The 20884-nt window shown below is 37.1% G+C and carries 26 protein-coding genes; 6 read left to right on the top strand and 20 right to left on the bottom strand.

The genetic code is table 11. The annotated features are described in order from the left end of the window. The first annotated feature begins 23 nt into the window (after window positions 1-23). Entirely contained in the window at window positions 24-236 is a 213-nt protein-coding gene (locus tag CRO56_RS19095) for a methionine aminopeptidase (RefSeq protein ID WP_097160214.1), read from the top strand. A gap of 50 nt (window positions 237-286) precedes the next feature. Here CRO56_RS19095 and CRO56_RS19090 read toward each other — a convergent pair whose 3' ends face one another. The 5 genes from CRO56_RS19090 to CRO56_RS19070 all read right to left on the bottom strand — a co-directional run bounded on the left by CRO56_RS19090 (window position 287) and on the right by CRO56_RS19070 (window position 4563). Further along, window positions 287-892, bottom strand: a complete 606-nt coding sequence (locus tag CRO56_RS19090; RefSeq protein WP_097160213.1) for an alpha/beta hydrolase — start codon at window positions 890-892, stop codon at window positions 287-289. 18 nt (window positions 893-910) lie between these two features. Continuing rightward, entirely contained in the window at window positions 911-1849 is a 939-nt protein-coding gene (locus tag CRO56_RS19085) for a ring-cleaving dioxygenase (RefSeq protein WP_097160212.1), read from the bottom strand. A gap of 114 nt (window positions 1850-1963) precedes the next feature. Next, complete coding sequence (locus CRO56_RS19080; protein WP_097160211.1) at window positions 1964-2413, bottom strand: MarR family winged helix-turn-helix transcriptional regulator; 450 nt, start codon at window positions 2411-2413, stop codon at window positions 1964-1966. Between the two features lie 747 nt (window positions 2414-3160). Further along, on the bottom strand, window positions 3161-3358 hold the full coding sequence (locus CRO56_RS19075) for a hypothetical protein (protein ID WP_179714358.1): 198 nt from the start codon (window positions 3356-3358) through the stop codon (window positions 3161-3163). Between the two features lie 350 nt (window positions 3359-3708). Next, window positions 3709-4563, bottom strand: coding sequence for a patatin-like phospholipase family protein (locus CRO56_RS19070; protein WP_097160210.1), 855 nt, complete (start codon window positions 4561-4563; stop codon window positions 3709-3711). A gap of 91 nt (window positions 4564-4654) precedes the next feature. On the opposite strand from CRO56_RS19070, the gene CRO56_RS19065 reads away from it, so the two are divergent. Next, window positions 4655-5644, top strand: a complete 990-nt coding sequence (locus tag CRO56_RS19065) for a DUF4003 family protein (RefSeq protein WP_097160209.1) — start codon at window positions 4655-4657, stop codon at window positions 5642-5644. A gap of 73 nt (window positions 5645-5717) precedes the next feature. On the opposite strand, the gene CRO56_RS19060 is transcribed toward CRO56_RS19065, so the two are convergent. From CRO56_RS19060 to CRO56_RS19015, 10 genes are all read right to left on the bottom strand, one after another. Continuing rightward, window positions 5718-6104 (bottom strand): hypothetical protein, encoded by a 387-nt coding sequence (locus tag CRO56_RS19060; protein ID WP_097160208.1) that lies wholly within the window; start codon window positions 6102-6104, stop codon window positions 5718-5720. Window positions 6105-6230: 126 nt separating this feature from the next. Beyond that, window positions 6231-6545 carry a DUF3892 domain-containing protein gene (locus CRO56_RS19055; RefSeq protein WP_097160207.1) on the bottom strand — a complete coding sequence of 105 codons (315 nt, stop codon included), beginning with the start codon at window positions 6543-6545 and terminating at the stop codon, window positions 6231-6233. A 323-nt stretch (window positions 6546-6868) separates the two neighbouring features. Beyond that, entirely contained in the window at window positions 6869-7447 is a 579-nt protein-coding gene (gene clpP / locus CRO56_RS19050) for an ATP-dependent Clp endopeptidase proteolytic subunit ClpP (RefSeq protein WP_097160206.1), read from the bottom strand. A gap of 27 nt (window positions 7448-7474) precedes the next feature. Beyond that, a complete protein-coding gene (locus CRO56_RS19045; protein ID WP_097160205.1) occupies window positions 7475-8203 on the bottom strand; it encodes a sigma-70 family RNA polymerase sigma factor in 729 nt (242 codons plus the stop codon). Window positions 8204-8321: 118 nt separating this feature from the next. Next, complete coding sequence (locus tag CRO56_RS19040) at window positions 8322-9527, bottom strand: alanyl-tRNA editing protein (protein ID WP_097160204.1); 1206 nt, start codon at window positions 9525-9527, stop codon at window positions 8322-8324. 112 nt (window positions 9528-9639) lie between these two features. Further along, the gene (locus tag CRO56_RS19035; RefSeq protein WP_097160203.1) at window positions 9640-10035 is read right to left on the bottom strand and encodes a hypothetical protein; all 396 of its coding nucleotides are present in this window, start codon (window positions 10033-10035) and stop codon (window positions 9640-9642) included. A 212-nt stretch (window positions 10036-10247) separates the two neighbouring features. Next, on the bottom strand, window positions 10248-10997 hold the full coding sequence (locus CRO56_RS19030) for a glucose 1-dehydrogenase (protein ID WP_097160202.1): 750 nt from the start codon (window positions 10995-10997) through the stop codon (window positions 10248-10250). A 14-nt stretch (window positions 10998-11011) separates the two neighbouring features. Next, entirely contained in the window at window positions 11012-11476 is a 465-nt protein-coding gene (locus CRO56_RS19025) for an NUDIX hydrolase (RefSeq protein WP_097160201.1), read from the bottom strand. A gap of 116 nt (window positions 11477-11592) precedes the next feature. Further along, window positions 11593-12450 carry a VOC family protein gene (locus CRO56_RS19020; protein ID WP_097160200.1) on the bottom strand — a complete coding sequence of 286 codons (858 nt, stop codon included), beginning with the start codon at window positions 12448-12450 and terminating at the stop codon, window positions 11593-11595. A 339-nt stretch (window positions 12451-12789) separates the two neighbouring features. Beyond that, window positions 12790-13611, bottom strand: coding sequence for an SPL family radical SAM protein (locus CRO56_RS19015; RefSeq protein ID WP_097160199.1), 822 nt, complete (start codon window positions 13609-13611; stop codon window positions 12790-12792). 443 nt (window positions 13612-14054) lie between these two features. On the opposite strand from CRO56_RS19015, the gene CRO56_RS19010 reads away from it, so the two are divergent. Both CRO56_RS19010 and CRO56_RS19005 read left to right on the top strand, forming a co-directional pair. Further along, window positions 14055-15038, top strand: a complete 984-nt coding sequence (locus CRO56_RS19010; protein ID WP_245856006.1) for an aromatic acid exporter family protein — start codon at window positions 14055-14057, stop codon at window positions 15036-15038. A gap of 319 nt (window positions 15039-15357) precedes the next feature. After that, on the top strand, window positions 15358-16200 hold the full coding sequence (locus tag CRO56_RS19005; RefSeq protein ID WP_097160197.1) for an undecaprenyl-diphosphate phosphatase: 843 nt from the start codon (window positions 15358-15360) through the stop codon (window positions 16198-16200). A 154-nt stretch (window positions 16201-16354) separates the two neighbouring features. Here the strand turns inward: CRO56_RS19005 and CRO56_RS19000 are convergent, their stop codons facing one another. Beyond that, window positions 16355-16861, bottom strand: a complete 507-nt coding sequence (locus CRO56_RS19000) for a GNAT family N-acetyltransferase (protein WP_097160196.1) — start codon at window positions 16859-16861, stop codon at window positions 16355-16357. A gap of 162 nt (window positions 16862-17023) precedes the next feature. Here CRO56_RS19000 and CRO56_RS18995 point away from each other — a divergent pair, with 162 nt between their 5' ends. Then, the gene (locus CRO56_RS18995) at window positions 17024-17416 is read left to right on the top strand and encodes a C40 family peptidase (protein ID WP_097160195.1); all 393 of its coding nucleotides are present in this window, start codon (window positions 17024-17026) and stop codon (window positions 17414-17416) included. Window positions 17417-17479: 63 nt separating this feature from the next. Here the strand turns inward: CRO56_RS18995 and CRO56_RS18990 are convergent, their stop codons facing one another. Next, complete coding sequence (locus CRO56_RS18990; protein WP_097160194.1) at window positions 17480-17929, bottom strand: PCYCGC motif-containing (lipo)protein; 450 nt, start codon at window positions 17927-17929, stop codon at window positions 17480-17482. Window positions 17930-18215: 286 nt separating this feature from the next. Next, window positions 18216-18737, bottom strand: a complete 522-nt coding sequence (locus tag CRO56_RS18985; protein ID WP_097160193.1) for an AAA family ATPase — start codon at window positions 18735-18737, stop codon at window positions 18216-18218. Between the two features lie 129 nt (window positions 18738-18866). Between CRO56_RS18985 and CRO56_RS18980 the strand changes: the two genes are divergently transcribed. Further along, entirely contained in the window at window positions 18867-19316 is a 450-nt protein-coding gene (locus tag CRO56_RS18980) for a hypothetical protein (RefSeq protein WP_097160192.1), read from the top strand. A gap of 83 nt (window positions 19317-19399) precedes the next feature. Here CRO56_RS18980 and CRO56_RS18975 read toward each other — a convergent pair whose 3' ends face one another. Then, window positions 19400-20116: a class I SAM-dependent methyltransferase gene (locus CRO56_RS18975; RefSeq protein ID WP_097160191.1), complete on the bottom strand. Its 717-nt coding sequence runs from the start codon at window positions 20114-20116 to the stop codon at window positions 19400-19402. Window positions 20117-20338: 222 nt separating this feature from the next. After that, window positions 20339-20881 carry a GNAT family N-acetyltransferase gene (locus CRO56_RS18970; RefSeq protein WP_097160190.1) on the bottom strand — a complete coding sequence of 181 codons (543 nt, stop codon included), beginning with the start codon at window positions 20879-20881 and terminating at the stop codon, window positions 20339-20341. Between the last annotated feature and the right edge of the window lie 3 nt (window positions 20882-20884).

Raw genomic sequence — 20884 nt, 5'->3', positions numbered from 1 at the left:
AAAATGTAGTTGGAGTGAGTGATATGGGTTTACTCAACCGTTTTTCACAATGGCAAAATGACCGCTACCAAAAAAGAGTGGCTGAAATGCAGTCTAAAGGACTTTGTCCGGATTGCCGGGGCAGCGGTTTAAGCATGCTTGCCTTAAACGAGTTTCTTCATACTAATTTTTATGATTGTCCGGGATGTAACGGCAGCGGCTTATACTCTGATTGGGAAGAAACTAATCAATACTGATAAAAAATAAAGCTAATCAGAATTCGGTTCCGATTAGCTTTTTTGTTCGATTAAAAATGATTCTTATACCATTTTGCAGCAGCCATTACTTCCGTTTGAGTCAGAGAATGGCCATGATTTTCCCAGTGAATTTCAACACTGGCGCCTGCGTTTTTAAGTAATGACTGTAAATCGATTGATTCTTGAGGAGGACAAATAGGGTCATTTTGTCCTGCACCAATGAATACAGGTACTCCAGAGAGATTTGGCAAATCAATTCCTCGTCTTGGTACCATTGGATGATGCAGAATTGCACCCTTTAAACTGTGATCATAATGAAATAACAGGCTTCCCGCAATATTGGCACCGTTTGAATAACCAATGGCCACGATATTATTCCGGGCAAAACCATATTGATTAGCAGCTTCATCAAGAAACTCATGTAATTGTTTGGTACGGAATACCAAATCCTCTTCATCAAAAATCCCTTCTGCTAAACGGCGGAAAAAGCGCGGCATTCCATTTTCCAAAACTTCACCGCGAACACTCAATACAGAAGCATCCTCATCAATCAGTTCTGCAAGCGGCAATAGGTCGAACTCATTCCCTCCAGTGCCATGGAGCATTAATAGAGTCGGTCTCGTTTTGTCTTTTCCTTCATTAAAAACATGTTTCATTTTTTATCCCCCTTAAAATTAATCTAATTCTCTAACTTTAAATGGAAGCAAGACTTTTTCAATTTTATCCCGCTGTGGTTCATACCAGTCAGGAAGCATTAATTGTTCACCTAATGCGTCCTTAGGTTCATCAAGCGTAAAACCAGGAGGATCTGTTGCGATTTCAAACAGAATATCCCCATATTCTCTAAAATAAATAGCATTGAAATATTGTCTTGGCTGAACCGGTGTAACGCCATACCCTGCACTCTCAACATGGGATTTCCAATCGAGCTGGTCCGTATCGTCTTTCGCACGGTACGCAATGTGATGGACTGTCCCAACACCCATCATGCCTTTTGGTACAGGGGAAATCTTAATTTCAATAATATTGCCTATATCAGCCGTTGATTTAAAACGAATATAGTCCCCTTCTTCGCCTACTTTTTCCAGTCCCATCGTTTCTTCAAGAAGTTTAGCAGTATAAGCTGGACGGCTCGAAAGCAAGGTAGCGCCGCCAAAACCTTTAATCGCGACTTCTGGTGTCATATCGCCAAATCTCCACTCACTTTTTTTGCCTGGATCTCTTTCAACAAGCTCAAGCTGTAAACCATGAGGATCTTCAAAAGCCAAATATTCTTCTCCAAATCGGCTGTTTTTTGTAACTTCTACGTTAAATTTCGTTAAACGTTCTTCCCAAAAAGGAAAAGCACCAGTTGGAACAGCATAAGTGGTAACACCTACTTGTCCGCTTCCGATTCTGCCTTTGTAAGCATTTGGCCACGGGAAAAAGGTTATTATTGTCCCTGGATTCCCGACTTCATCACCAAAGTAAAAATGGTAAGTTCCTGGGTCATCGAAATTAATGGTTTTTTTCACTAAACGAAGTCCTAATACACCTGCATAAAAATCTACGTTTTCTTGGGGATCACCAACAATAGCAGTTATATGGTGAATCCCTTCTGTTCGTTTTGTCATGACTTTATCCCCTTTTTAAGCTGATTTTTCTCTTATGCTTCCTAATAAAAGAAGTTCTCATTACTTCATACGGATATCGAATAGTTTGAAATTGAAATAATGGATACATGACTATTACAATTTCTCCGCGTAAAGGCCAAGTTTCTTTAAATGCTCAATTACAATAGCCTTTTCCTCTGTGTCTAGCCCTGCAAAAATTTTCCGAAGAGATGCAGCGTGTTTAGGGAATATATCATCCATAAACTCTGCTCCCTTTTCTGTTAAAACAGCATAGGTAATTCTTCGGTCTGTGGGACAAGGCTTACGCTCGATCAGATTCTTTTTTTCTAGCTTGTCAACAACATAGGTTATGCTGCTGCTGGCTAACAGAACCTTATCTCCTATTTTTTGAATTGGCTGATCGCCTTTATGATATAAAAGCTCGAGGACAGCAAATTCCGTTAAGTTTAGGTTATAATTTTTTATATCCTTGATTACTTGCTTTCTCACTGACTCTAAAGCTCGATTAAGTACAATAAATAACTTTAAAGACAGTTCTATATCTTGATTAAAAGTTTTATCCATTTTTACCATCCTTTAATTCGGATATCTTGAATACGAGATAATTGTAACGTAATAAAATGAAAGTGTCAACTAATCACAATTATGTCTTATGAAATCCCGTTTATATATATCAATCCAACGGCCATCCAGCTATTATTTTATCCACTTTTTGAGGAATACAAATATGTAATAATGAAAAATTGAATTTGACGGTTGTCGTATGGTTTAAAACGTAGGGGCTAATTGTCTTTTTGGGGTCTTTTCTATCTCTGCTTCTGGAAGTAAGTCATTGGCGTGTTATAATTTTTATTAGTAATCTTCGGATTGCACATAAAAAAATCGTCCTTTCGGTTAATGTTTGTTTGGTCACTTACATTTTATTAGATTGGACGATTTTTTTGTTTGTTTTTAAGGTTGTTTTAATAAAGAATTTGGCTTTTAAAAATAGCTAATTCAGTTTATACGCAGTGAGCAGCCCGAATACATGTAGACTCATATCCACTGCTAAAAAATAAATTTTGAAATCATATCAAGCAGCAGTGGTAAGTGGGAGAAGTGGCCAAAGTGAGACCTCAGCTCGCGACAGCGAGGAGGCTCACTGGTCACCCTAAGGTGCGCGAAGTGTATTCGGGCTGCGGGCAACATTAAAAAACAAACTCTTCAGTAAGTGTCTTTACAAAAAAAGAATAAATGAGAAAGGGCTCCAAAAAAATCAGTGATCCTGACATTTAAATAGCCCCTTTTAACTTACTTTGTAAATCTATTTTTCTAAAATATTCGCCGTCTTCCTCTTACCACAAATACGGCTGCAATGAAAAAAAATGGAAAAAACCTTCTTCTTCCGAAGCGAGAACGAAGAAATAGGCCTCTTGTTTGATTTGTACCGTCAAAAATTCCCCTATAAACTCTCCCATTACGGTCGATAACGTCAACTGCTTGTCCTTGATATCTCCATAGCCCCATCATGTTAAAACCTCCCTTATAAATAAATTCCTTAAGTTTAGACAAAAAAGCCTAAACCCTTGTAAAAGAGTAAAGTGAAACTGTTTTTGTATTCCTTGTACCAAATTATGCTAAACTAAGATATTTGATTAGGACAAACTGCCTAAATTATTTTATTCATTTAAATTTCCATATTTGCCTAGGTCTAGTGCCAAAAGCAGACTATACCGGAATAGAGTTAACGCAAAAAAGACCACTTTGTCTGGATCTATGATTGATTCAGAATCGTGATCTTGTTTGAGCAGTTGTTAATGAATGGACAACAATTATATCATTACGATTTTAGTCTACATAATACTATTACTGTCTATTAATCATTTTTGAAAAATAAATAGGTTAAGATCTTGATACAGTTTTTCCGCATCTTTCATGCCTAACTCATAGAGTTGGATTAATTTTTCCTGATTTCTCTCAATTCTGCTGACAGGAATATCCACGCTCGGCTGAATAATAAAGACATTCCCTCTTTCTTTTTCTGCTTGTAAATACTGTAATGTCTCATTGTATAATGTATGTCTTGTCAGCAAAACTTCTCCAATTTTAGGCTGTTTCTTACTCAAATATTTCAACATCATGCTAAGTTTACTTTTCTTCTTTCGATAATGCGGCGGCTTTGTCATAATAACGACATTCTTGATATTCCCATCTTTTTGGGCTTTTCTTATCGGAATCGGGTCAATGATGCCGCCATCCAGCAGTTTTCGATTATCATATTCAACGCTTGGGGCAAGGAATGGCAAGGAACTTGAGGCACGAATGATTTTTAGCATATGCTCCCCATGCTCATCCTTACTGTAATAGACAGGCTCTCCAGTTTCACAATCAGTGGTTCCTATAATAAAATGTTCTTCGGCCTTCAAAAAAGTATCATAATCAAAAGGAACCAATTGATTAGGAATTTCATCAAAAATAAAGTCCATACCAAAAACCTCTTTATTTCGAATCCAGTTACGAAACGAAACATAGCGCGGGTCAATCGCCAAATCAATATTAACCTTCCAGTTTCTCCCCTTTTGCCGCGATAAATAGGAAGCTGCCATTCCTGCTCCAGCTGATACACCAATTACATAAGGAAAATAAAGATCTTTTTCCATAAAAAACTCAAGTACACCGGCAGTATAAACTCCCCGCAAGCCTCCACCTTCTAATACAAGTCCTATATTTTTCATGCTAACTCCCTTTTCTTACATACGATTTGAAACCTATTTCCTTTATAAAACGTAAAAATAACTGAAAAAACTGGAAATGAGGAATTATTAAATGAATCATCAAATCATTGACCAAAACTTAAATGATTATATTCAAATATACTCCTTATTAAAAGAAAAATTAAAGTGGAAAATTGCCGATCAGCGAACATTAATGCTCATTGCTTCTATGTATGTCATTAATAAAAAGAACTTTCAAATAGATCGCTTTCTTAAAATCAGTGATTATATCAAAAACAACGTTGGGGCCTTTTCCACCCTAAAATCATACCAAAGATTTACTACAGCAGCTATGCTCGATATTCACTTCGAAAATCCAGAAAAGATATTCGGTGACTATATTGAGTTATATGAAGAGCTTGTCAATGGGGGCTTTAACAGAGGGGCTTTTACATACATTGCAGCCTTTACTTTGTTAAAAGATACTAATCTATTAACAAACCGGAAGGAAAAAATAGAGCGGGCGATGGCTGTTTACAAAGGTATGCAAAAGAAGCATTTTTTCTTAACTAATTCTGCAGACTATCCGCTTGCCGTAATGGTCGCGGCTCGTAAGGAACCAGTTGAAAAATTGATGGATGTGATTGAGCTATTTTACAATCAATTAAATGAAAATGGCTTTAAAAAAGGGAATGACCTTCAATTTCTAAGTCATATTCTTTCATTAGACCATGAAACAGATAGTAGTAAATTAGTAAACCGCTGCATCAGATTACAGGACACCTTTCACCAGTTAGGCAGAAAACCAAAGCCTACCCATTATCCGGAAATAGGGATGCTTGCGCTAATTGAAGACGGAGCCAATGAAATTAAAACAATTGAAAGAGTAACAGAAGAATTAAATACAAATAAACTTTTCAAATGGCATAAAGACATGAACTTTATGATGGCTGTTAATCTGACAATAAGCAGTAAAATTGAGGATCCCAGTTTCATAGAAACAGGCTTCCACTCGATCATCGAAGCCCTCATCCAAGCCCAGCAGGCTGCCATGATCGCCGCAGCAGCGGGTGTAACCGCTGCTTCATCAAGCGGAAGTTAATCATTAAAAAGACTGAATGTATCTAAGCACATTCAGTCTTTTTTCATTAAATGTCTCATCCCAATATTCTCTATTATTCTACCATAGCCTTAACAGAAATTGCTCCCGTCTTTTTATTAAGGATACATTGTTCTATATCCTCTCTTTTAAGAAAGCCTAAATTCAGAGCAGCATGAATTTTTTCTTCATCTGGTCGTTTTACGATTTGAATTAAATCCTTCATATTCAGTTCTTCTAGTTTTTCAACCGTTTTCTCTTCATCAAACTGCTCGACACTTCTGATTAGTCTTTGCAGCTTGTACCCTTCAAGGACAAGCTCACCTTTTTCATTTTCTCCGACAGTCTCGTCAAAATAAGCATGAAAATGCTTTTTAAGTTTGTTCATTTGGGCTTCAATTTCTTTTTTACTTTGATTAAGACGTTCGTATTCTATTAACATAGCTTTTGTAACGCGACTCATTTTGATTCCTCCAATCCCAATTTGCGTTAGTTCATTTTATTGAGATTGACAGTCAATTATTCATAGTAATCTAAAGAGCCTATATAAAGTAAGACACTCCAGTAAAGGAGTGCCTGCAATAAATGTTTAAAATGAAGGTAAGCGATCTAAATTGTTCTCCTTAATTCCATCCGGTTCACTTCTTAAAATATCTCTGCCGTATTTATGAAAGACATCCACATGGGCTAAGTTCCCGGCTTTTGCTTCCTGCAGAGCTGTGATGTAATCCAATTCTCTGCCTGTATTGGTTTTGAATGCAATCAGGTCTCCGTCTTCATTCTTTCGTACGGCCACAATCTCCTCTTTATTTGTGTTATTCACAGAAGGAACTTCTTCCTGAGCCTGCTGTTCTCCCTGATTCTTATACTCTTCGTATATTTGCTCAAAGCTTTTGGATTCCATTTTAAAAAACACCTCCCGAACATATGTTTAGTATGAACGAAACGATTCGGAATTATGTTTTTTCTGCAGAAATCGAAACTTATGATTATGCTTTAATATCTTGTATCAACTTGTAACGGACATAGAATCCGTTATTCCATAAAATAATGGGAATCTGAAAAATTTAAGGACATGAGATCCGTTATATAAGGTTTTTCATACGAAAATGACCTCTTTTTCGCTCAATAACGGAACCCATGTCCTATAAAATCGAAAAAACCTTATTTTTTCTCGAATAACGGAACCAGTGTCCGCAAAATACCCACCTGTACCGTACCTGAGAATTACCTTGTTATAATCTCATCAATGATCCCATATTCTTTTGCTTCTTCAGCACTCATGAAAAAATCCCGGTCTGTATCTTTTGCGACCTTATCAATTGGCTGGCCAGTACGTTCTGCAATGATATGATTGATATGCTCCCGCAATTTTAAAATGCGCTTTGCGGAAATTTCGATTTCTGTTGCTTGCCCTCTGGCACCGCCAAGCGGCTGATGAATCATGATTTCACTATTAGGTAAAGCAAACCTCTTTCCTTTCGTGCCGGCTAAAAGCAGCATGGCTCCAAAGGATGCAGCCATACCGGTACAAATCGTTCTTACATCAGGCTGAATATATTGCATTGTATCAAATATAGCGAAACCTGCACTTGTAGAGCCTCCAGGACTATTAATATATAAGGAAATGTCCTTTTCTGGATTATCGGCTGCCAAGAATAATAATTGTGCTACGATGCTATTTGCAACATGGTCATTAATTTCATCGCCTAAAATAATGATTCGGTCTTTTAATAAACGGGAGTAAATATCATAGGAGCGCTCCCCCCGATTTGACTGTTCAATCACATATGGAATCGTACTCATTCTAAATTTCCTCCTTTAAGCTTAAGGTTATGCCGCCATAGAGAGTGTGCTTGAAGGAGAATACGCAGTCCAGTGGTTCTTCATGATAAGCTTTGGAGTATTAGCTTCGGATTCAAACAAGCGGATGAATGGTATGGCTTTGATGAGAATGGCCGGATCCTGCGTTTCGATCGTGGTTTTAAAAAGATCATAGACTTGTTTCCGTTCTTCATCATTCCAATAGATTTGCGCAGATGTATCATTGTCGCTATTTGAGTTCTTGGTTTCAATCCTTTTTCTGGCCCGATATAAAGTGGCTTTAACCGACATTTCTGTGGCACCAAAAAACTCTGAGATCTCGCTTAATTGATAATGAAATCCCTCTTTTAACAGAAATATCGCTGCCTGCTTCGGAGTCAGTTCTTTCATTAGAAAATCAATGACTTCCAACGAAGTCTCAATCGGTTTATCGTACTCCTGCTGATCGATTTCTTCCGTGATGGTCAGAGACTCATATTTCTTTTTGCGAACGGTATCAATCCATTGGTTATACGCCATTTTTCTCAGCAAAGCAGGACTGATGCTAGTGTTATATTTATAGCGATCCAGGACTTTAGTGACCACTTCCTGGGCCAAATCATCCCCATCCCATTGGTTTTGAGATATAAAATGGCAATATTGCTGAAGTTTTGGATACAGGTGATAAATTCTCTGTTCCAGCTCAAGATCCAGCTCTTTTCCATTCGTAAAAGCCGATTTATTTAGTTCATCTCGCATGTTTGATCACTCCTTTTGCACCTCTCTACTTTATAAACGTTTGAGAGGAGTGAAAAGATATGGGGTCCATTATTATTTTTTTACTATTTGCCATCAAACTACCAGGCTCTAATATGTTTCAGTATTCCCTTATTTTCTCTAAAACCTTATGAATAAAATCCTCAGGAGAAAGGAGTGCCTCGCCCCCGCCTTGTATAAAAGATGAATTTCCTCCGCCCTTCCCATTAATAAGCGGGAAAACTTCTTTTCCAACTCGTCTCAGATCTAGTACCACTTCGCCGCCACTGGCACTTACAAACTGCAGCTGCTGTTCATTTTTAGAAACGAATACAACGATAACTTCGCTATTCTTTTCTGTGATTAGCCTAGCCATGTTTTGAAGTTCCTTTAGCGGCCGGTTTAAAAATACTTTTGTAATCATAATATTGCCACCGATCGTTTGTGTTTCGCCCAACAGCTGTACTGCTTCAAACTGTAAGAGCTGATCTTGAGCTTCCCCTAAGTCTTTTTCTAATTCTTTATTCTTTTCTAACAGGCGGCTAGCTGCTTCTGCTGCTTTTATTTCAGGTGCATTTAAAATCTGGGTTAATTCAATTAAAACATTTTGTTTGATATGTAATTGCTTTAGAACACGATTTCCACAAACGAATTGTACCCTGATTTTCTTTCTTTGTGTTTCCCATTTCAATATTTTGATGGAACCGACCTGGCCTGTAGAGCTTGGATGAGTTCCGCCGCAGCCGTTATAATCGAACTCAGGAATAATCACAAGACGGATATTATCTGTTACAGATAATTCTTTTCGTAAGGGGTACTTCTTTACTTCTTCTTCAGTCAGCCATTTGGTTTCTATCGGTCGGTTTTCTAAAATGATTTGATTGGCTAAACGCTCTGCTTGAAGAGCAATTTTCTCTGTTAACTCAGGAGTGTCTAAATCGATTGTTAATACTTCTGAACCAAGATGAAAGCTCACGGTCTTTATTTGAAACAATTCCTCAAAGGCAGCCGATAAAATATGCTGACCTGCATGCTGCTGCATATGATCAAAACGTCTGTCCCAATCAATTTGACCAAATACTGGATCAGCTAAATTAGACATTGGCTGTTCTAAATAATGGCGGATTTCACCATTGATTTCTTCCACTGCGGTAACTTTTATACCATTCAGCGTACCAGTATCATAAGGCTGGCCGCCGCCTGTTGGATAAAACGCAGTTTCTTTCAAAACAACATACCAGTTTCCCTGTTCGTCTTGACGCTGGTTTACAATTTCGGTTCTAAATGTTTGAATGTATGGATCTTGATAAAATAATTTGCTTGCCACATCGTTAACTCCTTTTTATTTATCTGTATTTATTTTATAGGAGAAAGGAATAAATCAAAAATATAAATATAAAAAACACGACCATTTTCCTGTAAAGGGTCGTGTTAGCGTTTTAGACAGAAGGTGATGAACCGGTTTTACTTTTAGTTGAAATAGCTCCCATTCCTTCTAATATTATTTTGGCATCTGAATTCAAATAATCCACTACTTCTTTTTTAAACAAAAGCTTGGCATGATCTTTCACCAGAAACTTAAGTCCTCTTAAGTCAAACTTTGTCGCATATGTATTAATGGTATTAATGACCGCCATTTCTTGTCTGGATAATGGCTGGATACCTGATTCCTTCTGATCAACTAAAAATCGGAGCAATTCCCTTGCATTACTGTTTAGCTTAGCTTGTTTTTCCTTTAATACCTGCAGGTTCTCTTCTATATAAACTCTAGCCGTCGCAAAATCTAATTCATCTGTACTTTGATTCACTTTCGCAATCAAATCTTGTATATCCATTAGCGCAAGACTCCTTTATTAAACCTTTATCTTTTTTTAATATCGGTTCAAAATCTCAAAATTGAAGGAGTTTACTTCACATTTTCTAATAAAAAATCAAGATGGGTGTAAGAAAGCTTTAAAAGATCAAATCGGTTCGTATTTATTAGATGATTAACACGATTAGCTTCATTCCATGCAAGGTCATAGGCTGCCTGTTAAGAAAACAAAAACTACTCCTCATAAATCATCTTCCTCGTCATCCCGCCGTCTACTACTAAGTTGACCCCTGTCACAAAGTCATTTTCTATTGCAGTCAAATACAAACAGGCTCTTGCAATATCGTCAGGTTTCCCAACCCTTTTGGATAAATGCTGTTCATGATCAAGACTACTCAATTTGCTGTATTCACCGGTTTCAATCCATCCGGGAGATATAGCATTCACCGTAATTCTATAGTTACTAAAAGAAGCTGCTAATGCATGAGTCAGGGCGACAATTCCGCCTTTTGTTGCAGCATAACCCTCTGAATTAGGCTCTGACATAATCGCTCGGGTAGAAGCTATATTTACAATCGATCCACCTTCTTCGTTTTCCTTCATTACCTTCGCTGCTTCTCGCGAACATAAAAAGACACTTCTTAGATTCGTATGTATAACGTCTTCCCATTCCTCGACCGTTACATCAAATGGGGATTTAAATAGACCCTTCCCGGCATTATTAATGAGAATATCAATCGTGCCATATGTTTGTTTCGTAAAATTCATTAGCTCCACAATGTCATCTGGTTTTTTGACATCGGTTTTTAAAAATTGAACTTCACTCCATGATTTCCTAATCTCGGCTAAGGTTTGTACTCCCTGTTCCTCATTTACATCAGCCAGAACAACTTTTGCTCCTGACTTTACATATTCTAGCGCCACACCTCTACCAATCCCGTTTGCCGCACCCGTAACGATAACAACCTTATTTAAAAAACTCATGAGATTACTCCTTTCTAGTTAATAACTGGCGTTTTCACCCCGTTATTCCAATCTAAAATAAAGCACTTTTGTCTAGGATTAAGATTGACAGGCAGTTCATTTCTTTTAAAAAACCGATGTTCCCTACTTTCTAAATCCGTTACCTTTAAAGTACCTGTAAATGTTTTTGTATAAAAAATAATTTGTGTACTGAAAACTCGATCTCCATTCGGATAAGCAGCAAAACACTTTTCTCCAGAATATAAGCCAAACAGCTCTAAATTAGTTACTGTTAACCCAGTTTCCTCTAGAACTTCTCGCTTTGCTGACTCTTCAAACGTTTCACCGATTTCCATGATTCCGCCTGGAATACACCAATTATCCCCGTCCGACCGATGTTGGAGCAATATCATGTCGTTCTCTTCAATAATCACACCGCAGCCGACTGTAAATAATGTTTCCCTGCCTATGTATTTTCTCATATTATTGATATAACTCATAATAATCCCCCTTTGTTTATCCCAAACATATTCTCTATTTCGACATCAAATTCCTTTTTTTTACATAAAAAAAGCGACCCAACTAAGAGTCGCAGCTTACTATTTTACATAATAAATCAAGAATTTACGACTAACCAAATCGTATTACCTGAAGGATCATTGGTTATGAATTTACCGTTTTCTTCTTGAACCGGTGCATTAATCGCCTTTAGCTGGTCAATTTTTTGATTTCTGATTTCTTCGCTTGGAAACACAAGTGTAAACCAAGATAAACCGACACTATTCTCTGCGGGAGCTTTACCGCCTAAACTGTTCCATGTATTAAGACCGATATGATGGTGATACCCATTATCAGAAATAAAGAGAGCCTGGCGGCCATATCTGGTCACAACATCTAATCCTAGTCCTTTCACATAATATTCTTCTATCTTTGCTAATTCTGAAACTTGCAGGTGAATATGGCCCATTACGGTGGCTTCAGGCAGCCCTTGCCAAGGAGTGCCGTCGTCTTCTGCCAGCAGATCCTGCACATTTAATCCGACAGTAGCCATGTTCACTTCCCCGTTATTCCATTCCCATGTATCAGCTGGACGGTCTGCATAAATTTCAATGCCATTTCCATCTGGATCAGCTAAATAAAGAGCTTCACTAACGAAATGGTCAGATGCCCCTTGCAGCGGATATTGACTTTGTGCTAAATGAATTAGAGCTTTCGCTAATAAGGGACGGCTAGGCAATAAAAGCGCAAAGTGATAAAGACCTGTATCCCGATGATTTAATGGTTTAACATTTTCAGGCTGTTCCACAATTAATAACGGCGTTTTTCCGTCAGCGGTAAAAACTGCTTTATGTTCGGTTTTTTCTAGCACTTTAAATCCAATAATTTGCTGATAGAAGGCAACGGATCTATCCAAATTTTGAACTTTCAAATGTACCTGGCCGACAAAAATAGTCGGTGCTTGATGGAATTTCATATTTAAGCCCACCTATTCCTTTTAATAAAAAATCAATATACTTACTTTATGTAAGTAACTATATATTAGTAATATATTTTCGTCAAGAATATTTAATTTCTATTGATAATAGTCTCCGTTACCCCTTATTTAAATTATTCATGAAATCGCTACAATTAGGAAAAACTAGGGCGTTGAAAGGAGTTGGAGACTTATGAAGAAAAAGCTGGAACAAGCTGTACAGCATGCTAATGAAACCAATCCAAAGTCAAGGAAAGGCGGAAAACCTCAAGCTTCAAAAAAATCAAAGCAATAGGATGGAGGTTGGGTAAATTCAGTTTACTTGACCTCTTTATGTCTTTAAAAAGGCATAAAACCTTTCTGCCCCACTAAAATTTGGTCCGGTTTAAAAGAAGTTCTCATTTTTTCTAAGGCCTTTTCACTAGGTCTATTTTTATACCAATATTCCAACTGGTCTTTTTCATATATATCATTAATTCCGAGTCTCTCTGTGCGTTTGCCTTGACTGCCATCGCCTGTATAATCATCTAAACAAATACGTTCAGTTACTTGAGCCAATTTTGCAGGAAAATCATTCGAAAAAGGTAATACCGGGGCAACGGCAGCTTGAGTAGGCAAATGATATTCCTTTAATTCTTGCAGCGCTTTCAGCCTTGCCTGAATCGGAGGTGCTTGCGGAGAGAATTTTTTACGAATATCTTCCAAGTCGGTTTCAACGGTAACGCTAATCCGAATTCGATCTTTTAATTGAAGAAACAGATCCAAATCCCTCGTGACAAGCGGACTTCTAGTTTGAACAAACAAAAAATCAGGCGGTGTTTCCGCCATCGCTTCAAGCAGAGCTCGAGTCACTTGTTCCTTATACTCAACAGGCTGATAAGGATCTGTGCTAGAGGACATAAAGATCGTAATCTCCTTATTCCTCTTTCTTAAATTGCGAATTTCCTTTGTAATCAATTCTCTTGCCTCTTGTTTCACATCGACCCATGTACCCCACTCTTGCTTTCGGAAGAGACCAACTGGACTTTGCCTTACATAGCAATAAGAGCAAGCAAATGCGCAGCCCGCATAAGGATTTAGCGAGTGACTGTATCCATTCAAGAACCCGCTTGTTGGCGTCAGTATTTTTTTTGGAATTTTATGTTGTACTTCGATTTTCATTATAAAATCATCCATTCATCTTTGTTTTCTGACCAGGAGGCGTTAAAGATTAAGTTACGTTATTTATTTCTCCTGGAAATCCCTCTATTTTAATACCGAAATCAGGCTATTTTTCAAATTCTATAACTAATTAACAGAACTCAAATTCGTTTTACCGAACTGACAGACATTTAACCGAACTCAGTAACTGCTTTTCCGAACTCAGCACTCACTTAACCGAACTTAAATCCATTTTATCGAACTCGACACTCATTTAACCGAACTCACTTTTGTTTTACTGAACTCAGCACTCACTTAACCGAACTTAAATCCATTTTACCGAACTTAACCGAGATTCTTTTCTAAACAAACTGCAATTTTCCCGCAAAATTTCTTTATTCCTGTCCTTTTGTTATATAATTCCAAAAGAAAACATATTAAAGAAGGTTACTGCTTTGAATAAAATGAAACTTGTCATCGGCGGCAGAATTATGAAAACAGGGATTGCTGTATTTTTAACGGCCCTTATTTGTCAATTATTACACTGGCCCGCAATGTTTGCTGTTATAACAGCCATTGTCACCATCGAACCAACTGCGGCTGATTCGATCAAAAAAGCATTTGTCCGTTTTCCCGCTTCTGCGATTGGAGCTGGCTATGCAGCATTATTCGGGTACCTTATGAACGATCGGCCGATTACATATGCAATTGTAACACTACTGACTATTTTTACATGTACAAAGCTTAGGCTAGATGCAGGAACACTTGTGGCTACTTTAACAGGTATAGCCATGATCCCTACTATTCATGACCATTATGTTTCCTCATTTTTTATTAGGCTAGGAACCACTAGTATTGGGCTCATTGTGTCCTCATTGGTTAATGTCTTTGTAATGCCGCCCCAATATATAGAATCCATTTCAGCAAGACTTCATGAGCTTTTTAGGAATACAGGCATTCTTTTAGAAAAAAGAGGACAAGAACTCATTAATCTGCAAGAGCTGCACCATGAAACAAACAAATTGTTTCAGGACATCCAAGGCAATATTGAAAAAACAGAAACCATGTTTACTTTCCAAAAGAAAGAGTGGATGTTCCACCGCACCACGAGAGAAAAACTCCATGAGTATCATCAGGAAATGAAAAAATTTAATATCCTTAAACAAATCGTTAATCGGTTCGAAAATTTAATCCATTTACCATCCACTAACGTTCATCTGACAAAAAAAGAATATGAACTTTTAAATCACATGTTTCAATCACTTAAAGAAATAATCCATCATCAGCAATTTCATGTGGACGATCGATTACACCATGTAATGAACGAACTGTTTACTTATTTTCGTAAAGAACCGCTATCCATGAAAAATTTAGTACACGGTAAAGATTTAATACTATTTGAATTATTATCGATCGGCTTTTTATTAGGAGAAATAAAAAACAATTAGAATGAAAACAATCTTTAATTCAAGTACCAAACTTACTAAACTTCTCAATCTAAGTTAACTGATTCAGTAAAAGCCCAGTAACATCCGTCAGGTTCAACCAATTGAAATTCTTAGATATCCTCACGCACAGAACCGGTGCAGTCATTTTTGTCCGGGCTTCTTCTATTCTCTTTTTCCAATTCAATTTCCTTCATGGAAAATCCTTTTGTGAATTTGCAAATGATAGTATACTTAAACGAGTTATGAAATTTGTAGGGTCGAGTTTCTTTTTTTCGTTAATAAACTGGACCATTTAATTTTAAACAAGGGGAATCTAACAATGGATTTACTAACATTACTGAAAGCCATTATTTTGGGGCTTGTCGAAGGACTTACAGAATTTGCTCCAGTATCATCAACCGGACACATGATTATCGTCGATGATATGTGGCTGCAGTCTAAAGAATTCTTAGGACAATATCCAGCCAACACCTTTAAAGTCGTAATCCAGCTCGGTTCCATCTTAGCAGTTGTCGTCGTATTTTGGAGTCGATTTATGGACTTGCTCGGTTTAAATCGTTTAACAAAAAGCGGGAGAGAAAAACAGTCGGTTAACCAGAATCGCTTAAAACTGACCACTGTGATCATCGGTTTAATTCCGGCTGGGGTTCTTGGAGTATTATTTGAAGATTTCATCGATGAACACTTATTTACAACTAGAACGGTGTTAGTAGGATTAGTTCTCGGTGCTATTTTCATGATTATCGCTGATAAATTCACAAAAAACACACCAAAAATTGATACAGTCGATCAAATCACTTATAAACAAGCTTTGACAGTGGGACTTGTTCAGTGTCTCTCATTATGGCCAGGATTTTCAAGATCTGGAGCTACTATTTCTGGAGGGGTCTTAGTCGGATTAAGCCACCGCGCTGCCTCTGACTTTACTTTTATCATGGCTGTGCCAATTATGGCCGGTGCCAGCGGCTTGTCCCTATTAAAGAACTGGCAGTATTTTACACTCGATGCTCTGCCATTTTTCATCGCAGGATTCATCAGTGCATTTTTGTTCGCCATAGTTTCAATCCGCTTTTTCCTTAAGCTGATTAACAAAATTAAATTGACACCATTTGCGATTTACCGAATTGTTTTAGCGGCTGTAATTTACTTTGTATTCCTATAAAAAAGTGGGAGGTCCATCATAAATTCTAGTGGACTTCCCTTTTTTTATTTATATATAAAAATCAATAGCATCTTGAATAAATCAGGAAAATCCTCAGGAATAAAATGCCCCATCCCTTTTGCAACCTCTAACTTGCATGACACTTTATATCTGTCTAATAGTCTCTTATAAGTTTTGACATATAATATTCATCACGATATATTCCATCAATAAATAGAGAATCCCTCTTCGTTCCCTCAATTTCAAATCCCATTTTCTTGTAAAGGGATATGGCTCTTTCATTATGTGTTAGAACGGTTAGCTCAAGTCTATGGATATTTTTAGTCCGTGACCATTCTTCTAATCTTAAAAATAATTGCGTCCCTACCCCTTTTCCCCGAAATTTCCCAGAGACTCCTACCACTAGATATACCTTATGCCGCGCTCGTGTAGGATTTCCCCCAATCGCCATTAGATATCCTGCTAAGGTTCGGTCATCCGCTTCGCCTACTATAATAGTAGATGTCTCATCCTGTGTCATCGACTCGATCCTGTGTAGTAACTGTTCAGCGGTTGTCTGTCTTTCCCCAGGGCCAAATAGCATAAAATTAGACTCCTCTACCTCTTTTATCAGATTTACCAAATGCGGGGCATCTTCTATTACGGCATCTCTTATTTTCATCTTTCTATCCTCCTTAGCTCTATGTTTCATAAAGTATACTATTTTTCTTAAATGGATAAAACATCCAATTTAGAAAATGTAAATTTCATTGACGCTCGTCCACTCCAATAAATGAATGGTTGTATATGATGAGGTATACAAGCTAAAGGATGATTGTACATCATGAAGACAGAATCTATTATAGAAACAGGATTGAAATACCTTGACACTCCATATTTATTCAATTCTCCGCCTTTTCAAAGCAGTACTTTTGACTGCAGTTCTTTTGTGCAATTCATTTTCTTTAAGAACGGAATCGGTTTGCCAAGAAATTCACGGCAACAGTTTCAGGCGGGTAAAACAATCCCATTAAATCATGTAAAACGTGGAGATTTATTATTTTTTACGACAAAGAAAAGAAAAAAGAAGAAGGGTATAGAAAAAATAGGACATGTGGCTTTATATTTGGGCAACGGGCAAATTCTTCATACTTACAGGAAAGCCGGGAAAGTTGAAGTATCCAGTTTAGAACCTTATTGGAAAAAGGTTTTAGTTGGGGCAAGGAGAGTTATATAAAAGAAGATTGTTAAATAAAAGAACTTGGACCTATCGTTTATGGCCAAAGTTTCTTAATCTCTTTTATTTATTATACGTACTTTTAATTTCAGCCTTTATCTCATCGACCGATTTTCCCCTAGTAAAATCATAGATTGCTTTGGATGCAATATCGACACAGGTCTTACATTTGGTTGCTTTATCCGTCCAAATTACGCTTCCATCTTCATTTATTTTATATACAAAGCAATCAAGGCTGCTGGATTCCGTTTCTTCGCTTCCGCATTGAGCAGGAATTAGATCTAAAAGGTCAAAGAATCTTGAAACAGCCGCATACGTATTGATTACTTTTTCAGGCTGACCATCTAAAAAAGTCGGGAGTTCACTGAGTCCACTCGTATCTTCATGAACATCTGGGGAAGTTTCTTGCTCTGGCTGCTGCTGTTTATTAACCTGGTCAACTGCTTTACTGGCACAACCGGTTAAGACAAGTAATATGATGACGAGCAAATTCACAAATATCCCTTTAAGCATTTGGTTTCCCCTTTCTATCTCTGCTTCTCCATAAAGAATATACTGATAAAGGGTTTCTTTCAATAGCTATCAAAAAATTGTTAAAAACGATAGGAATTGATCTAAAAGAAATGTAGCTATTTACAAATAACTCACTTGCTTTTTCTTCACAATCTGCCAAAGCAAAGCATGATCCCCAACTTTCGATTAAGTTACAGAAAATTTAAATTCTATCCATATTATGACAAGTACTATGCTTTCAGTCAAATGAAAAAAGAGCTTGGATGCACCAAACTCTTTTGTCGAATTATCTAGTCATATCAATATATGTAAGAAGTTCAATAGGCTCTTTTATTATCTTTAATTTTTCCTGATAGACTTCTAATATATGTAAAATTTCGTGCTTGCTTATATGTTCAAAATGGCGGTTCCATTCAAACATTTTAATAAAAATTTTTATGGAAGGCTTATAGTTCGACTTTTCCATTTTTAGTTTCTGCAAAATGAATCTTTTAATAATTCTATACTTCCTTTTTGAAAACGATGTATCAAGAAATATGATTAGATCAGCCTTCTTAAAGCTGTCCTGAACCCATGTATGATGAACCCCTTCTATTATCCATTCGTTTCCCTGAACGATAGCTGCAAGCTTTTGATCCCGTACGTCCGGCCTGTTTCGAATATCACCCTGTTTAGATCGAGTCCAAACGATATTATCCAGTTCATAAAAAGGAATTTGCAGACTCTTTGATAACTGCCGGGCAAGCGTTGTTTTTCCGCTTCCAACTGAACCGATGATATGAATTCTTTTTGGCTTTATACTAGTCAATAAAATCACCTTTTTACGTATTAAGAAGTATTCAAAAGAGCAAAAATGTGTACTCAATTCAATAACTTTGTCCACTCCGTTTAAATATAGAATCATATATTATTGTATATCGAGAAAGGAGGTAAGGATATGGCTGAAATTACTACTGGACCCTTTCGTGCACCAGCCAATATTCTTGGAGCACCTGGTGTTGCTCCAAACTTTTTAATTATCGTTTTAAAGAACCCAACCAATGAAACCCAAGAAGTCAGAGTGGAAGTTCACGAATGTCCTGGTCCCAACGCTCCAGTAATTCCTCCTGGTGCAAGATGTGCAACAAGTGCTGAAACAGTAGAAACTTTGATTTGTAATGAAATTGTCCTTATTAATAGTGATAGATGCCGTGATGTGTTTGTTACTGTAACAGCAGGAAATATTTACAGAGTAACAATTAGTGGAGATATAGATCTTAAAGCCGAAAAAGTTGAAGTAAGTGTTGTAGGAACAGACGCACAATTTAGATTCCACGACCCTTCAATGTTCTTCCGTCATGAAGACTTTATTAAAGTCGATGATGATGATGATGACGATGATGATTAAGCTTTTTTAATTGCATACTCCTTACTTGTAATATTTCTACCTTAGTCTAATAATTACTATTAGACTAAGGTATTTTCTTAATATCATAACTTTTTATGAAATAAAGCAGCTAATAAACCACTTGTCCCGAAAACAGAAGCTGAGTGTTCAACATCTTTCATTCTGCGAATCTCAATCACTTCAAAATCCTTGAATATATTTCTTAATTTATCCTCCGTAAATCCAAGCCCGCCATGCAAGCTAAAATGTCGATACACATCCCAGTCTGAAATAGTCGACCCTCCGAATTCTCCATTTTCTATAAAACACGTTAACGCAAAATAACCTCCTGGTGCAATGGCTTTATGTAATAGCTGCAAATAACTGATTCTTCTATGTGGTGCAATATGATGGAAGCAGCCTGAATCATAGACAAGATCATACGAATTTTCCCCGATCTCCATCTCAAATATATTTTTTAAGATAAAATTCACGTTGACTGCTTTTTCTTTTGCCCGTTCATTTCCCCATTGAATAGCCTCTTCTGATAAATCAAGCGCATCCACTTTGCAGCCTTTCTCAGCCAAATAAATAGCATTACGACCGGGACCACACCCTAGTTCTAATACATTCCCAATTGTCAGCTGCCCACTATCAAAGTATTCAACTAAATTCTCATCAGGCTTATTCGCAAAAAAGGGAATGTTTTTTTCACGATTTGTATAAAAAGCATCCCATTCAAACCGAGAATTTTCTTTAATAAGATGGTCTAACATGTTCAAGACATCATCTATGGTTTGGATTGATTCATTTTTAGACATAATTTTTCCCCCTATTTAAATACCAGTATTAAAGACTATTCGTTTTTGATATATACTCCTCGATTTGCTTCTGATGGTGATTGTCATGCCAAATAAAATCATAAATATAGGTATATAACGAATGCGGTTGTCCTGACCAGCGATTCAAATTCATCTATCACTTCTTTTGTTCTCACTTTATTCGTCCTTTCCTCTTCGACTCTGTAAATCGCTAATGTTGTATCAAACGGGATGGTATTCCATCAACCAGCAATCACGATACTCCCCTTCATGCCATTCGTTTTTGGGTAGAAGTTTTACTTTTCTCATCCCGCATTTTTCATAGACAGCGATAGCTCTCTCATTCCATGTTTGCGGATCCATAACCACCTTGCTGGCCCGTTTCTCTTTAACTAAATACTCGATCATAGCCTGCACTAATCTTGTTCCGATTCCCTTATTCCAAAAATCAGTCTCACCAATAAATTGGTCAGTCCCATAAATGACTTCCTGATTATCACTGTACCCATACTTTAGTCTCTCTTCGGCCTCGACTGGATAAAACTGAATATAGCCAATTTCTTTCTCTTCATATTCAACGATACATTTCATTACTTCATCTTCTCGATTGTAAAATTTCTCATTAATCTCTTCTAAAGTAAAAGGATTGTCGCGGCCCTCATAGAATTGAAGTACTTGCGGATCTGAGAGCCATTTTGCTAAAAACATATTGTCTTCTGTTTTAAGAATTCGTACTAATAGATTTTCTTTTTGAAATAAGATCATAAG

Origin of the sequence: Bacillus oleivorans (assembly GCF_900207585.1) — a bacterium.
GTDB lineage: Bacteria > Bacillota > Bacilli > Bacillales > JC228 > Bacillus_BF > Bacillus_BF oleivorans.
The sequence above is the reverse complement of the archived record's forward strand: the minus strand, read 5'-3'. Positions and strand labels throughout refer to the sequence as shown.